Source organism: Kitasatospora sp. NPDC048286 (genome assembly GCF_043201735.1).
Lineage (GTDB): Bacteria > Actinomycetota > Actinomycetes > Streptomycetales > Streptomycetaceae > Kitasatospora.
Genome location: NZ_JBICZE010000003.1, coordinates 174,262 through 189,073, shown reverse-complemented (window position 1 = coordinate 189,073; position 14,812 = coordinate 174,262). Strand labels below are relative to the sequence as shown.

At 72.1% G+C, this 14,812-nt stretch carries 12 protein-coding genes and 2 pseudogenes; 6 read left to right on the top strand and 8 right to left on the bottom strand.

The features are described 5' to 3' along the window. Positions 1-538: 538 nt before the first annotated feature. Positions 539-1,186 (top strand): EboA domain-containing protein, encoded by a 648-nt coding sequence (locus ACGF13_RS08645; RefSeq protein WP_392870544.1) that lies wholly within the window; start codon positions 539-541, stop codon positions 1,184-1,186. A 55-nt stretch (positions 1,187-1,241) separates the two neighbouring features. Here the strand turns inward: ACGF13_RS08645 and ACGF13_RS08640 are convergent, their stop codons facing one another. Both ACGF13_RS08640 and ACGF13_RS08635 read right to left on the bottom strand, forming a co-directional pair. Next, the gene (locus tag ACGF13_RS08640) at positions 1,242-2,492 is read right to left on the bottom strand and encodes an RNA polymerase sigma factor (protein ID WP_392870541.1); all 1,251 of its coding nucleotides are present in this window, start codon (positions 2,490-2,492) and stop codon (positions 1,242-1,244) included. A 4-nt stretch (positions 2,493-2,496) separates the two neighbouring features. After that, the gene (locus tag ACGF13_RS08635; RefSeq protein ID WP_392870538.1) at positions 2,497-2,859 is read right to left on the bottom strand and encodes a YciI family protein; all 363 of its coding nucleotides are present in this window, start codon (positions 2,857-2,859) and stop codon (positions 2,497-2,499) included. 211 nt (positions 2,860-3,070) lie between these two features. Here ACGF13_RS08635 and ACGF13_RS08630 point away from each other — a divergent pair, with 211 nt between their 5' ends. Both ACGF13_RS08630 and ACGF13_RS08625 read left to right on the top strand, forming a co-directional pair. Next, the gene (locus tag ACGF13_RS08630; RefSeq protein ID WP_392870535.1) at positions 3,071-4,657 is read left to right on the top strand and encodes an MFS transporter; all 1,587 of its coding nucleotides are present in this window, start codon (positions 3,071-3,073) and stop codon (positions 4,655-4,657) included. A gap of 289 nt (positions 4,658-4,946) precedes the next feature. Further along, positions 4,947-6,107 carry an acyltransferase family protein gene (locus tag ACGF13_RS08625; RefSeq protein WP_392870533.1) on the top strand — a complete coding sequence of 387 codons (1,161 nt, stop codon included), beginning with the start codon at positions 4,947-4,949 and terminating at the stop codon, positions 6,105-6,107. A gap of 72 nt (positions 6,108-6,179) precedes the next feature. On the opposite strand, the gene ACGF13_RS08620 is transcribed toward ACGF13_RS08625, so the two are convergent. The 4 genes from ACGF13_RS08620 to ACGF13_RS08605 form a co-directional block, all read right to left on the bottom strand. Next, positions 6,180-6,548, bottom strand: coding sequence for a YciI family protein (locus ACGF13_RS08620; protein ID WP_392870530.1), 369 nt, complete (start codon positions 6,546-6,548; stop codon positions 6,180-6,182). 128 nt (positions 6,549-6,676) lie between these two features. Further along, positions 6,677-8,047 carry an FAD-dependent oxidoreductase gene (locus ACGF13_RS08615; RefSeq protein ID WP_392870527.1) on the bottom strand — a complete coding sequence of 457 codons (1,371 nt, stop codon included), beginning with the start codon at positions 8,045-8,047 and terminating at the stop codon, positions 6,677-6,679. A gap of 39 nt (positions 8,048-8,086) precedes the next feature. Next, complete coding sequence (locus tag ACGF13_RS08610; RefSeq protein ID WP_392870524.1) at positions 8,087-8,905, bottom strand: TIGR03084 family metal-binding protein; 819 nt, start codon at positions 8,903-8,905, stop codon at positions 8,087-8,089. A 194-nt stretch (positions 8,906-9,099) separates the two neighbouring features. After that, a complete protein-coding gene (locus ACGF13_RS08605; RefSeq protein WP_392870521.1) occupies positions 9,100-10,656 on the bottom strand; it encodes an MFS transporter in 1,557 nt (518 codons plus the stop codon). Positions 10,657-10,873: 217 nt separating this feature from the next. On the opposite strand from ACGF13_RS08605, the gene ACGF13_RS08600 reads away from it, so the two are divergent. Further along, positions 10,874-11,545, top strand: a complete 672-nt coding sequence (locus tag ACGF13_RS08600) for a TetR/AcrR family transcriptional regulator (protein ID WP_392870518.1) — start codon at positions 10,874-10,876, stop codon at positions 11,543-11,545. 420 nt (positions 11,546-11,965) lie between these two features. Next, complete coding sequence (locus tag ACGF13_RS08595; RefSeq protein ID WP_392870516.1) at positions 11,966-12,736, top strand: helix-turn-helix domain-containing protein; 771 nt, start codon at positions 11,966-11,968, stop codon at positions 12,734-12,736. Between the two features lie 118 nt (positions 12,737-12,854). Here ACGF13_RS08595 and ACGF13_RS08590 read toward each other — a convergent pair. After that, a pseudogene (locus ACGF13_RS08590) lies at positions 12,855-12,980 on the bottom strand (cytochrome P450); the annotation flags it as partial. On the opposite strand from ACGF13_RS08590, the pseudogene ACGF13_RS08585 reads away from it, so the two are divergent. Next, positions 12,970-13,056: pseudogene (locus ACGF13_RS08585) on the top strand (gamma-glutamyl-gamma-aminobutyrate hydrolase family protein); the annotation flags it as partial. The pseudogenes ACGF13_RS08590 and ACGF13_RS08585 sit on opposite strands and share 11 nt — an antisense overlap. A gap of 194 nt (positions 13,057-13,250) precedes the next feature. Here ACGF13_RS08585 and ACGF13_RS08580 read toward each other — a convergent pair. After that, positions 13,251-14,648: an MFS transporter gene (locus ACGF13_RS08580; RefSeq protein WP_392870513.1), complete on the bottom strand. Its 1,398-nt coding sequence runs from the start codon at positions 14,646-14,648 to the stop codon at positions 13,251-13,253. Positions 14,649-14,812 lie beyond the last annotated feature (164 nt).

Genomic DNA, 14,812 nt, shown 5'->3' with positions numbered 1-14,812 from the left:
CTTCGAGAGAAGTCCGAAGAATCTTGCCCGCGGATGTCGATGACGCGTCGTCGGCTTCGACTACCAAGTGCAGGGCAGAGATGCCGGCTGCTGCGGCCGCCGGGACGGAGTGGACGCCGTCCCGACGGCCGCCCGGCACCAGGCGCCCCGCGGGAGGCCCCGCACGCCTCCCTTCTCGTGTCGTGCGGTGTCCACGGGGCTCCCTGTGCCCGCTCCGGGCCCCCTCCGCGCCTCCTGGCGCCTGCCGCGACCTGCGCGAACGCGTGCTCCCCCGTGATCGTCCGGCCGGTTCGCGGCCCCGCGGCGGTTCTTGACCGTGCTCCGCGCCCCGCTGTTTCATAGCGAGCATCGCCGACCGCGGTTGAGGCCTGCGCACCAACCGCCGCCCGCCGGGCACCAGTCGGCCACCGGACAAACCGTTTCCGTTCAGCTGCTGCCCACGGCTGCACCGCTGTCGTCCACGATTCGGAGACCGTCGATCATGCAGTACCACGAGGAACATCCCTGGCCTGCCACCGACATCCCGCGAGGGGGCTCGGTGGCCATCCTGCACGCACCGGAGAACGGCTGGCTGGCCGGTGCCGAACGCCGCATCCGGCAGCGCCCCACCGCCGTCCACGAGGAGTTCTCGCTGGTCGGCCGGGCGGTCGGCCGGGGGCCCGTCCGGCCGGAGGCCGACCCGCAGGGCCTGGTCTTCGGCACCGTCGACGACCGGGCCAGGGCCCGGCTGCTCACGGTGCTGGCCGAGGTGCTGCCCCCCGGGCTCCTGGAGGACGAGGTCGAGCGGCTCTACCGCCGCGGCGACGACGCCGAACAGCGTGGCGTGCTACGGGCGTTGGCGATGCTGCCGGCCTCCTGCACGCGGCTCGGCCTGGAGCTGGTCGCCGACGGCCTGCGCAGCAGGGACCCGCTGCTGATCGCGGCGGCGATGGGCCCGTTCGCGGCCCTGCACCTCGACCAGGTCCGGTGGCGGCACGGCGTGATGACCTGTCTGCTCGCCGGTGTGACGCTGTCCGCCGTCGCGGAGCTGGTCCCCCGTACCGACTCCGAACTGCTGCGGATGGCCCACGAGTTGGCGCAGCAGCAGCGGGCGGCCGGCCGGGACATCGGCCCCGATCTGCGGGCCCTGCTCGGCATGACCGTGCTGTTGGCGCTCATGCCGCGCCCGCGCGGCGGCCTGCGCTGAGGCGGGCCTCAGCGGCCCGGGCTCGTCATCGGCCGGTCCGTCACCGGCGGGCCCGTCACTGGTTGTTCGTCGCCTCGGCGCGGGCCTCCAGATAGCGGCGTTCGGGAAGGCTGCCGGTCTGCCGGGCGGCCTCGCGGTAGCTCTCCCGGGCCGCCGCCGGATCGCCGTTCATCTCCTGGAGATGGGCGCGGACGGCGGCGAGCCGGTGGTGGCCCGCGAGCCGGCCGTCGGCCTCCAGGGGCGCGAGCATCTCGAGCCCGGCCGCCGGGCCGTCGACCATCGCGCGGGCGACCGCGTGGTTGAGCCGCACCATCGGGCCGGGGGACATCCGCTCCAGCACCTCGTACAGGGCCGTGATCTGCGGCCAGTCGGTGTCCTCGGCGCGCGCGGCCTCGCCGTGCACGGCCGCGATCGCCGCCTGTACCTGGTACGGCCCGGTCACCATCCGCGGGAGCGTCTCGGCGATCAGCGCCAGCCCCTCCTTGAGCGCGGCCTGGTCCCAGCGGGAGCGGTCCTGCTCGGCGAGCGGGACGAGGCTGCCGTCGGGCCGGGTGCGGGCCGGGCGGCGGGCGTCGGTCAGCAGCATCAGCGCCAGCAGGCCCGCGACCTCGCCCTCCCCGGGCAGCAGCCGGTGCAGTTCACGGTTGAGCCGGATCGCCTCGCGGGCCAGTTCGGGGTGCAGGAGGTCGGGGCCGCTGGTGGTGGTGTAGCCCTCGTTGAAGATCAGGTAGAGCACCTGGAGCACGACCGCCAGGCGTTCCTCGCGCTCGCTCTGCGGAGGCATCCGGAACGACGAGCCGGTGGCCTTGATCCGCTGCTTGGCCCGGCTGATCCGCTGGGCCATGGTCGCCTCGGGGACCAGGAAGGCGTGCGCGATCTGGGCGGTGGTCAGACCCCCGACGGCCCGCAGGGTGAGGGCGACCTGCGAGCCGGGTGTGAGCGAGGGGTGGCAGCACAGGAAGAGCAGGGTGAGCATGTCGTCGTGCTCGGCCGCCTTGGGCTCCTCGCCGGGGCCGGGCGTCACCGTCTCGTCGGTCGGGGTGAGCGCGGCGACGGTGGCCTCACGGCGCTGGCGGGCCTGCTCGCTGCGCAGCCCGTCGATCACCCGGCGGGCGGCCACGGTGATCAGCCACGCCCGGGGATTGTTGGGGACGCCCTGGTCGGGCCACTGGACGGTCGCCGCCAGCAGGGCGTCCTGGACGGCGTCCTCACAGGCGTCGAAGTGTCCGTAGCGGCGGACGACCGCGCCGAGGACCTGCGGTGCCAGCGATCGGAGCAGGCCCTCGACCCGGGCGTCACGGTTCATCGGCTCAACTCTCCGCATCTGCTTCGAAGACGACCTGGCGGACCTCGATGCCGGTGTACCGGGCATCGGGGATCTGGCCGGCCAGTTCGACTGCGCGCTCCCTCGACGCACAGTCGACCAGGTAGTAGCCGGCCAGGAACTCCTTGGTGTCCGCGTACGGGCCGTCGGTGACCGCGGGCCGCCCGTCGCGGACTCTGACCGTGGCGCTGGCGGACGGATCGGCGAGGGCCTGGGTCGTCACCATCTCACCGGAGTCGAGGATCTTCTGCTGGAACGTGGCGTGCCCGGAGTAGACCTCGTTCCGCTCCCGCTCCGGCAGACCGTCCCAGATGACCGGGTTCATATGGATCAGAAGCATGTATTTCATACCATCATTCCTTGGTCCTTCGCGCGGTCGGCTGGTGCTCTGCACCTGAGACGTCGCCACAGGCGGCCCGCCCTCGACATCCAAGCCGAGATGACGCCGCTGCGCCGGAGTTTCCGCCGGAGATGTCGAGACCTTGTCGACGGGTCCGACGTACCGGTGTGACGGCACCCGCGGATGCCGAGTGCCCCGAGAATGCGGAAGGACCCCCGTAATGAGCGACACCACGTCCCCCGGCGAGGCCGCGCCCCGGGCCGGACGGCGAGAGTGGATCGGACTCGCCGTCCTCGCCCTGCCCACCCTGTTGGTCTCGATCGACGTCTTCGTCATGCTGCTGGCCCTGCCCAGCCTGTCGGAGGACCTGCACGCCAGCGGTGTGCAGCAGCTGTGGATCACCGACATCTACTCGTTCATGCTCGCCGGCCTGCTCGTCACCATGGGGTCGCTCGGCGACCGCATCGGACGGCGCCGGCTGCTGCTGATCGGTGCCGGTGCCTTCGGCCTCGCCTCCGTCGCCTCCGCGTACGCCGTCAGCCCCGAGATGCTGATCGCCTCGCGCGCCCTGCTCGGCATCGCCGGCGCCACCCTCGCGCCGGGCACGCTCTCGCTGATCACCACCATGTTCCAGGACCCCAAGCAGCGCGGCGCCGCGTTCGGCATCTGGGGCGCGTGCTTCTCGGCCGGCGCCATCATCGGCCCGATCATCGGCGGCACCATGCTCGACCACTTCTGGTGGGGCTCGGCCTTCCTGCTCGGCGTCCCCCCGATGGTGCTGCTGCTCCTGCTCGGTCCGGCCTTCCTGCCCGAGTTCCGCAACCCCGAGGCCGGACGCCTGGACCCGATCAGCGCGCTGGAGTCCATGGCGGCCGTCCTGCTCGCCATCTGGGGGCTGAAGGAGATCGCCAAGGACGGCTGGCAGCCGCTGTCGATCGCGGCCGTGCTGGTCGGCATCGGCTTCGGCATCCTCTTCGTCCACCGCCAGCGCAAGCTGCCGAACCCGCTGCTCGACCTGAGCCTGTTCAGCAGCCGCGCCTTCTCCGCGGCCCTGGTCAGCCTGTTCCTCGGCACCATGCTCACCGGCGCGGTGATGTTCTTCGTCACCCAGACGCTGCAGCTGGTGTACGGCCGCGACCCGCTCCACTCGGGCCTGTGGATGCTGCCGGCGATCCTCGCCAACACGATCAGCTTCGGCATCTCTCCCAAGCTCGGCCAGCGCTTCCGCCCGGCGTACGTCATCGGCGGCGGGCTGGTCCTCGCCGCGGTCGGCATGCTGGTGATCACCATGGCGGAGCCCGGAACGAGCCCGGTCGTGCTGATCACCGGCTTCGCCGTGGTCTTCCTCGGCTCCGGCCCGATGGTCACCCTCGGCATGGGCCTGGTCATGGGCTCCGCGCCGCAGGAGAAGGCCGGTTCCGCGGGCGCGCTCAACGAGACCAGCGGCCAGCTCGGGTTCGCCCTCGGCATCGCCGCCCTGGGCAGCATCGGCACCGCCGTCTACCGCGGCACCCTCAGCCTTCCGGACGGCCTGCCGGCCGACGCGGTCCGGACGGCGAAGGACTCCCTCGCGGGCGCGACGGAGGCCGCCGGCTCGCTGTCCGCCCAGGTCGCCGAGACCCTCCTCACGCCCGCCCGGGCGGCCTTCGCCTCCGAGCTCCACACCGTGGTGACCATCTCCGGCGTCCTGCTGGTCGCCACCGCCGCCCTGGTCACCTCCCTGCTCCGGCACGTGCCGCCCACCGGCCAGCCGGCGGCCGAGGCCCCCACCGAGGGCAGCGAGGACTCCGTCCCCGCGACCGGCTGACCGCACCACCCACCGCGACGACCGACGGCTGTGGCCGGGGCAGAAAGCCCCGGCCACAGCCGTCGGTCCGTTCCGGGCGCATCCGGCAACTCCCGCCGCCCCGGCGCAACTTGAGGAAGAAGGAGGACGACGGTGTCGAATCCCCCCGCCCCCGTTCGACGTAGGGGCCGGCGGTGCCGCCCGGCGCCGCCCGGTGCCGCGTACCGGCCGAGAGACCGGGCGGCACCGTCCGAGCGTTCTCCACCCCGGAGAAGGGACTGCCGTGAAATCCCAGTTACCCACCCCTGCGATGACGCTGCCGTCGCTGGAGGGCCTGCGGGCCGTCGCCGTCGTCTTCGTCTTCGCCAACCACGCGCTCCTGCTCCCCGTGTTCTCGGACCCCGCCGCCCACTCCGCCTTCAACACCCTGACGGGCAACGGGCGGGTCGGCTTCCTCGCGGTCTCGGTCTTCTTCGTCCTCAGCGGATTCGTCCTCACCTGGTCCGCCAGACCGGGCCGCAGAACCGTCGACTTCTGGCGGCGCAGACTGATGCGCATCGGCCCGTCCCACGCCCTGATCGCGGTCCTCGCCCTGAGCCAGTTCGCCGCCGCGGGCGACACCGTCCGATGGGTCCCGGCCATCGCCGGCCTCTTCCTGGTGCAGACCTGGTGGCCCTCCCAGGACCTGATGCTGTACCAGTTCAACGGGCCGAGCTGGACCCTCACGGTGGACCTGCTGTGCTACGCCCTGTTCCCGCTGCTGCTCCGGTTCGTCCGGCGGCTCGACCAGCGGGCCCTGTGGCCCTGGCTGATCGGCCTCGGCGTGACCGCCGCCCTGATCCCGGTGATCAGCCAGCCGCTGCTCTCGGGGTACCCGCCGAGCTTCTACCCCGCGGGGTCCTGGCCCCAGATGTGGGCGCTGTGCTTCTTCCCGCCCGTCCGGACGATCGAGTTCGTGATGGGCATGCTCCTCGCCCGGATCGTCGCCGACGGGCGGTGGCCGAGGATCCGCGTCCTGCCGGCCGTCCTGCTCAACCTCGCCGTCTTCCTGCTGCTGGCCCACCTGCCCGCCGTCTTCATGGTCGCGGCGCTCTACCCGATCCCGGCCGCGCTGCTGATCGGCTCGCTGGCCTCCGGTGACCGCTCCGGCAGGGGAACGATCCTCGACGGGCGCTTCATGATGTGGCTCGGCGAGCTGTCCTTCGCCTTCTACATCATCCACATCACCGTGATCTTCGCGGCGCACGCGGCGTTCTCGGGCCAGTTCGTGGGCTACGCGGGCCGATACACCCCGACGACGTTCTCCACACCCGTCGCCATCCTGTTCATCCTCGGCCTCTACGCGCTCTGCGTGGCGCTCGCCTGGGTGCTGCACAAGACCGTCGAGGTGCCGGCCATGCGCCGCTGGGGCCGGCCACCGGCCCGACGCGCACCCGACCGCACGGACCCGGAGCCCCAGCTCCAGACCTGATCACCCGCCGGCACGGGTGAGAACACGGAAGAGCCGGAAGCCCGGGGGCCACGAGGGCCCCCGGGCGACCGGTCAGGAAGAGAAACCATCGCTGTAGACGACCGGCCGGAGCTCGATGCCCAGGCCCTCGACCGCGGCGTCCGGGATCATCGCGGCGACCTCGCGGGCGCGCTCCGCGTCCTTGACGTCGATGACGTAGATTCCGCCCATGTACTCCTTGGCCTCGGCGTACGGACCGTCCGTCACCGCGGGCACACCGCCCCGGACGCTCACCACGGCGCTCTGGTCGATGCCGGCCAGCGCCAGGGTCCCGACGAACTCGCCGCTCGCCTTGATCTTCTCCATGAACCCGCCGTGCCCCTGGAAGAGGGCGTTGCGCTCCTCCTCCGACATCGCGTCCAGGACCGCGGCGTTCGGGTACATCATGATCAGGTACTTCATGGTTCCGCTCCCTGCGACGTGAGGCGCCTGCTGCGCCCCCCTCCACTACTTCGTCGGCGCCGACGCGCCGCTCTCGACATAGTGGCGAAGAAGTGTCTTCCCTCCCAATCGGATCGCCGACGTCCGCTTCAGGAAGTCGGCGATCCGAAGGCCGAGGGCGGCACGGGGCGGCGGCAGGCCCGCAGGACCCGCAGCAGGGTGCGCGGGTGCATCAGGGACTGCGGTGAGGCCACCAGTCCGGCGATCCGCACCAGTGCGTCGGTCACCCGGGGATCGTGCACCGCCGCCCGCTGGGCCAGCGCGACGTACCGGTTGACCAGGTTGGTCTGGGCGGTCCGCCGGCCCTTGACGCCGGGGTAGCCGAGGTCGGACACCGCGGCGGACTCCCAGGGGGTCTTGATCTCCCGCGCGACCTCGCGGAAGAAGTCCTGGGGGCGCGGCAGCCGGCGCCCCGCGGAGTGCCGCCGCAGCACCAGCGCCTGCAGCGCCGCCGAGGTCATGCCCTGGGCGTAGGCGGGGTTGAAGCTGCAGACCGCGTCACCCATGACGAGCAGCCCCGCGGGGAAGCGCTCCAGCCGGTTGTAGTCCCTGCGGACGCTGGCCGGGAAGCGGAAGCGCAGCGGTTCGTCGAGGGGTTCGGCGTCGCGGATCGCCTCGTGGATCTCGGGGGCGGGCAGCGAACGGACGAAGGCGTCGAACCCCTCCGGGTCGGTGGGCGGGTGGTCGCCCATGATCCCGGTCACCGACAGCTCCACCTGGTTGTCGTCGCCGGGCACCCGGTAGAAGAACCCCCCGCGCGGGTGCGAGGGCGTGGCGGCCGGGATGATGGCGATCTCGCTGCCGAACGGGTCCTTCTCCAGGCGGTAGTGGCGGGTGGTGTACGCCAGGTCGATCTCGATCCGCTCCTCGGGGGGCGCCTGGTACCCGAGGTCGGCCAGCCACAGCGGGGTGCGCGAGCCGCGGCCGGTGGTGTCGACGATCAGGTGGGCGGAGAGCGTCCGCTCCTCGGCTCCGGGGGTGCGCTGCTGCACCCTCACCCCGGTGACCCGGTGCCCGGAGGCGTCGGTCACCGGGGCGACGACGTCGTGCTCCTCCAGGAACGACACCTCCGGCAGCGCCCGCACCCGCTCGCGCAGGTGGTACTCGAGCACCGGCCGGGTGGCCGGCACGGACGGCAGGCCGGTACGGGCGGGGCGCAGCCGCAGCCCGTTGAAGTACCAGCGGATGTCGCCGCTGAAGTCACCGGGCCGCACCCCTGCGGCGATCAACTCGTCGGTGAGGCCCGGGAACAGCGACTCCATGATCTGGTGGCCGCGGGCCACCAGCCCGTGGGCGTGGTTGCCGTGCGGGACACCGCGGCGCGGCCCGCGGACCCCGAGGATCTTGTCGCGTTCGACGATCACGACCCTCGGATAGGACTCGGAGAGCACCCTGGCCGCCAGCAGGCCCGCAATGCTTCCGCCGAGAACCACGGCACATTCGTCGGTACGGGTGGCCATGAAGGTCCCCTCTCTACGGATTCAGGACGGGTACGGCGGTCAGTTCCCGGACGGGCGGAACTGGCCCGGAGTGCGGCCCTCGCCGGCCGGGCCGCGGTAGGCCTGGGCGAGGTCGAGCCAGCCGTCGGCGTCCTTGCCGTCGGCCGTCAGGGCGAGGTCGTCGCGGTGGCGGCGGCGGGTCACCAGGAGGCAGAAGTCGACGGCGGGGCCGCTGACGCGCTGCTCGGCGTCGGCGGGGCCGAACTCCCAGCGGGCGCCGGACGGAGCGGTGATCTCGAAGCGGAACTCCGTGGCGGGGGCGGCGAGTCCGCGCGCCTGGTACCCGAAGTCCCAGGTGCGGACGGCGAATTCGACCAGGTAGCGGAGCCGGTCGGTGTGCTCGCGGTGCACCCCGAGCGTGTCGGCGATGTCCTGGCCGTGGCCGAACAGCTCCATCATCCCGGCGGCGGCCAGGACGGGCGCCGGCAGCGGGCGGACCAGCCACGGCACCGGCTGACCGGCCGGGACGGCCGCCAGGGCCTGCTCGGCGGTCCTCCGCTCGGCGTTCCAGCGCTCCAGCAGGTCCTTCGGCGCGCCGGACGCCAGGTAGGGCGCCAGGTAGGGCTTGAGGGACTGCTGCACCGCACCGTCGAAGTCCTGCCCGACGCCCGCGGCCATCGCCTTGAACGCCTCCGGATCGGCCGCGGCGGTGCCCGCCAGCTTGAAGGTGGCCGCGAGGTGGGCGATCTGGTGGGCGATGGTCCAGCCGGGCGCCGGGGTGGGCCGCGCCCAGTCGGCGTCCGCCAGGTCCGCCACCAGGGCCTCGACGGCGTCGCCGTCCGCCGCCAGTGCGGCTATCACGTCCTGTGAGTCGGGCATGCCTCTTCCTTCCGTCAGGGGGTCCGGATGCCGACGCCGTCTCGACTCGCTTTGCGGAGCGTCGGATTCGGGGGCCTGCCCAGTATCGGCCGGGCCGAGATCGGCGGGCTTCTCTGCTCGTGCTGTGCGCCCGGACGCCCCGCGGTCGACCGGCGGGCGGCCCGCGGGCGGCCCGCCGGTCGGTCGGTCGCCGGTCAGTCGGTCGCCGGTTCGAGGGTGGCCAGCGCCAGGCGGTGCCGGCGGCTGATGTACCAGGCGGCCGCGCCGCACAGCAGGGCGAGGGCGGAGACCGCCACCAGGACGGCGGAGGCCGAGGAGACCAGGCTCGCCAGCAGCAGCGGCCCCATCAGGCCGCCCAGCCGGTTGAAGAGGGAGACCCACCCGGTGGTCCGGCCGCGCCGTTCCGGCTCCGCCAGGTCGGCCGCGATCGGAAGGAAGATCGCCGCCATCGAGTTCACCGAGAACAGCGCCGCCACCAGCGCGCCCGCGGCGATCCAGCCCACCTCGGCCACCGCGCCGCTGGCCGTGAGCGCCAGCAGCAGCACGGCGGTTGCGGTGGCCAGGCCCGCGGCCATGGAGGTCGGGCCGAAGCGGCGGTAGCCCAGCATCAGCAGCAGGGCGCACGGGATCATCACGATCGCCGCGACGGTGAGCATCAGGTTCGCGGTGTGCACCGGTACGCCGCCGATCCTGGCCAGGCTCGGCACCCAGGTGGTGAGGCCGAAGGTGAGCAGTCCGATCAGGGTGGCGAAGGCGCGCTGCAGGCCCTGGGTGAGGGCCCGGGAGGACCTGGGCAGGTGCCGGACGGCCGGGGCGTCCGCGGCCGCCGGGGCGGGCGCGGCCGCCGGGGCGGGCGCGGCCGCCGGGGCGGGCGCGGCCGCCGGGGCGGGCGCGGCCGCCGGGGCGGGCGCGGAGACCCGGTTGGGGACGAAGGGGGTGAGCAGGGCCAGCACGGCGCCGGTCGGGGCGCCGATCAGCCAGAGGATCCGCCAGCCGAACACCGGCTCCAGCCACAGCGCCGAGCCGGCGGCGACCAGGTAGCCGACCGCGGTGGCGACGACGGAGAGCGCCACCACCACGGAGCCGCGGACCTTTCCGCCGGCGGTCTCGGTGAGCAGGGTGATGAGCAGCGGGGCGAGGCCGCCGACCGCCAGGCCCATCAGGCCGCACATCACCAGATTCCCCTCGAAGGTGGGCATCGAGCCGCACATGCTGGTGGCGGTGAAGCCGAGGGTGGCGATCAGGTAGGAGCTGCGCCGGCCGATCCGGTCGGTGAGCACGCCGAACAGCAGCGCCCCGGCCGCCGTCCCGGTCAGCCCGCAGACCGCCAGCAGGGAGGCGGTGCGGGGATCGAGCCCGTACTCGGCCCGCAGGCCGGGGATGACGAAGCCCAGGGTGGAGGTCTTGCTGATGTCGATGGTGAGGGCGGCCGTGCCGATGACGGCGACCAGCAGCCGGCCGCGCCGCCCGGACCCGGAGTCGGCCTCGACGGATTTCGGCCGCCCGCGCAGCGCGGCGCCGGCCACCACGAGCAGCAGTCCGCCGAGGGCGGTGAACATCTCCGGCATGTCCGCCAGTGCCATGCCGTGCAGCTTCCGGCCGTCGTCGGCCGGCATGTGGGCCATCGGCATCGAGGGATCCATGGCGAAGGAATGGTGGAAGGCGAATGCCGAGGAGACCAACACGATCAGGCTGCCCAGGGAGAGGAGCAGCGTGGCGCCGGTGGTCCGGCCGGGGGCTGTGGTGGACAAGAGCGACCTCCGTTGACCAAGGGTGGGGTGATCGCGCGAGGGCCCTCGACATATCTTCCCGGCTGTTCTCCGGCCGCCGGTGGGCCCTGGAATGTCGCGCTGAGTGACTGGAAAGCTATGCCCGGCGAGCGAAGGGCTGCTTCTCGCATTGTGCGGGGATCCGAGGGTTGTGGGCGCGAACCGCCCTGGGATAACGGCATTTTGCTTGACTGAAGGAATGAGTCCGCGTCACACGGATCCCAGCACCCGTCCGGCGCTGGTGGACATCGCCGCCCGGCTGCTCGCGGAGGAAGGGCCGCAGGCGCTGTCCGCCCGTCGCATCGCGAGCGAGATCGGCGCCTCCACGATGGCCTTGTACACCCACTTCAACGGAATGCGCGGCCTGGTGCGCGCCATGGTTCACGAAGGGTTCGCCCGGCTCCAGCACTACTTCACCCTGGTGGAGTTCAGCGACGACCCGGTGAGCGACCTGGCATTGCTGGGTCGTGCGTACCGGCTCAATGCGCTGGCCAACCCCCACCTGTACGCGGTGATGTTCGGAGGGTCCTCACTGGCCGGTTTCTCACTGGGCGAGGAGGACCGGCAATACGGCCGCTACACGCTGGCGGGCGTGGCCGAGTGCGCCGCCCGGTGCATCGAGGCCGGCCGGTTCCGGGCGGCGGACGCCGACCTGGTCGCACACCAGATGTGGTCCGCCGTTCACGGTCTCGTCGTTCTGGAGCTCGGCGACTACCTGACCGAGCCCTGGAACGCCGATAGCCTGCTGGAGGCGCAGTTGGTGGGGCTGATGGTCGCCGTCGGCGACACCCGGGAGGCCGCCGTCAGCTCGGTGTCGGCCTCCGCGGAGCGGCTCCGGGAGGAGGTGGACTCGGCGACCGACGCGGATTGAGGGGTGGAACCGCCGTGATCCGGGGAGGACTTCCGCGGGCACCGGCCCGGCACGTTCGTCACATCAGTAACTGGCGCCTCGCCCGCCCCATCCGCACCACCCACGGCCACGTCGTCCCCCCCTCCGCCACACCTCTTCAATTGCTGCGATATTTCAAACATATACCGGCGAGTATCTCCCCCTTCGACTTTGCCGAATAAGGGCGTGAACACACCGTTGTACTTGTCATGTCCACCTGCTACGGTCGTCAATCGCAATCGCGACAACACGCAGTGTCACTGGCACTTTAACGAAGGGAGCCGGGATACCTCGCACGCTCCGGCAGCCGAATCTCCTCCCCCCGATCGGCTGCGTCACGGGACGCAGTGCCGGAGCGAAGTTTCCGTCGTCCACCGGGTACAGCGAGAATCTGGAGTCACCTTGAAACCCGCAATCGAAGAAGCCGTGGCCCGAGCCATCGAGATCATGCACGAGAACATCGGCGAATTACTGACCATAGACGATATGGCAGAGGCGGCCATCTACAGTAAATTCCACTTCTCCCGGGAATTCCAGCGGGTGACCGGCGTCTCACCGAGACGCTTCCTGTCCGCCATTCGCATCGAGGCTGCCAAGCGCCTGCTCCTCGAGACGGACTGCACCGTGACCGAGATCAGCCACCGCGTCGGCTACAACAGCGTCGGCACCTTCAGCTCACGGTTCGCCAGCAGCGTCGGCACCTCACCCACGATGTTCCGCCAGTTACGCGGCTTCACCAACCACATCGAACTCGACACCCGGCGCTGGAACCAGCCGACGGAACTCGCCACCGTCCGCGGCGAGATACGGGCGTGCGACGCCGAACGACTCGGCCGCGTCTTCGTCGGACTCTTCCGCACCCGCATCCCCGAGGGCCGGCCGGCCGCCTGCGCCGTGCTCCCCCGCCCCGGCTCCTTCCTCCTCGAACACGTGCCGGCCGGGACCTGGTACCTGCTCGCGCACTCCGTCCCCGCCTCCTGCGAGGAGGTCCTCACCGACGAGGCCTCCGTCGGCTCGGTCGGCCCCATCGAGATCCGGACGAACGTCCCGGTGGATCCCCTCGAACTGCACCTTCGCCCCGTGCGCGCCCTCGACCCACCGGTCCTGCTCGCGCTGCTAGATGTCCGGGCAGCGGCCATCTCCAGGAACAGCGAGCTACGCGAGGCCGGCTGAGCCGGCGCCGGGAAACACGGCGTACGGCCCGGAACCGCGGCTCCGGGCCGTACACCTGACGGACAATCGGGCGAGCGTGACCGCGCCACGGGGGGCTTCTTGACGCCGTTCACGAGGTCAGGACGGAGGCGCGCCTCTTGATCCGGTCGTCGTCGACCTCCTCCAGGTTCACGAACCTCGTGGAGGCGAAGGTCTCGGCGTCCCGGTCGACGCGGGCGATGTCGGCGTGCCGGACGGCCGTCCAGTGGCACCCGGAGGACACCGCCCACGAGGACCCGGCCCAGCAGCGGCTCTCCGCCGCCCTGGTGCGCGCCGCCCGCGGGGCGGTCCGAGCCCGGCGACCGCCGGTCAGCGGCGGGCCCGCCGGCCGCTGCGGCGGGGGCGGGTGCTCCCTCGTCTCGCCGTCGCCGGACCGAACACGGCCTGAGTCGCCGGTCCGGGGGCTCCGGACCGGCGACTCAGGCATCTTGGTCGGCGGGATCCGCGACACCGGCCGCGGAACCGCGCGGGACGCTCAGGCCCGTCGCCGCACCGCGATGAACACCGCGCCCAGCACGCACGCGGCCGCGGCGGTGACGTAGGCGAGGTGGTAGCCGGCGAGCTGGTCCTCGGTGGTCGCGGCGACCAGCACCAGCAGCGCCACGCCCACGCTGGCGCCGATCTGCTGGGTCACCACGTTCACCGCCCCGGCGACGGCGTGCTGCCGCTCCGGGACGCCGGAGAGGCCGGCGGAGGTCATCGAGGGGAAGTTCAGCCCCTGACCGATGCCGCTGACCACCAGTCCGGGCAGCACGTGCAGCAGGTAGTCGCCGTCCTGCGGCGTGCCCAGCCACAGCCCGGTGCCCACCCCGATCAGGACGAGGCCGACGGCCATCAGCGTCCGGGGGGAGTGTTTGGCGAGCAGCCGGCCGGTGGCGAAGTTGGCGGTGAGGAACACGGCCAGGGACATCGGCACCAGGGCGATGCCGGACTCGAACGGCGAGTAGTGCAGCATCCCCTGGAGGTACAGCGGGGCGAAGAACAGCATCCCGACCGAGCCCGTGTACTGGAGGAACGCCGCCAGGCTCGCCTCCCGCACCGCGTTGGTCCGGAAGAGGCCGAGCGGGAGCACCGGGTCGGCGGTGCGGTGCTCCCGGACGACGAACAGCACCAGGAAGAGCACGGCGGCGGCGAGGACGATCCACGCCGAGGCACCGCCGGTGCTCACGCCGACGACGAGCAGGGTGAGGCCGAGCGTGCCGGTGATCGCGCCGGGCAGGTCGAGCCGGCCGCGGTGGCCGGCGCCGTCGGGCAGTCCGACGCGCGTCGCGGCCAGCACCCCGAGCCCGAGCAGCACCGAGAACCACAGCACCGAGCGCCAGCCGAGGAACTCGGTCAGGACGCCGCCCAGCAGCACCCCGCCGCTGAAGCTCGCGGCGCCGACGGCCGCGTACACCCCGAAGGCCCGGTTGCGTGCCGGACCGGCCGGAAAGGTGTCGGTGAGCAGCGCCAGCGCGGCCGGGCCCGACAGGGCGGCGCCGATGCCCTGCGCGGCTCTCGCGCCCAGCAGGGTCGCGGTGTTGGGGGCCGCCGCGCCGACCAGTGCGGACACGGTGAACAGCGCGACGCCGACCTCGAACACCCGCCGCCGCCCGAGCACGTCGGCCAGTCGGCCGCCCACCAGCAGGAAGCCGGCGAAGGTGACGGCGTAGGCGGTCATGACCCACTGGAGCGTCGTCTCGCCCAGGTGGAAGCGCTCTCCGACGGACGGCAGGGCGGCGTTGAGCACGCCGAGGCCGCTCACGTCCAGCGCGAGTGCCCCGGCCAGCACGCCGAGTGCCAGTCCCGGCCGGCGGACCGGGGCGGCCGGGGCAGGTCCGGGTAAGGAGTTCTCGGCATCGGTCGACGCCGCGTCAAATTTTTCAACTGCCATGCGGACAGCTTGCATTGGCCGCTCATCCGCTGTCCACTCCGCCTCGGCCCGCAAAACGGCACTGAATGGTACCGTCCCAGGAGATCGAATCGGACACTTTGTCGATCAAATCTCGCCACTGCCACAACCGGAGCACGAAGTGCGCAATCCTGGAGTCGAGAAGC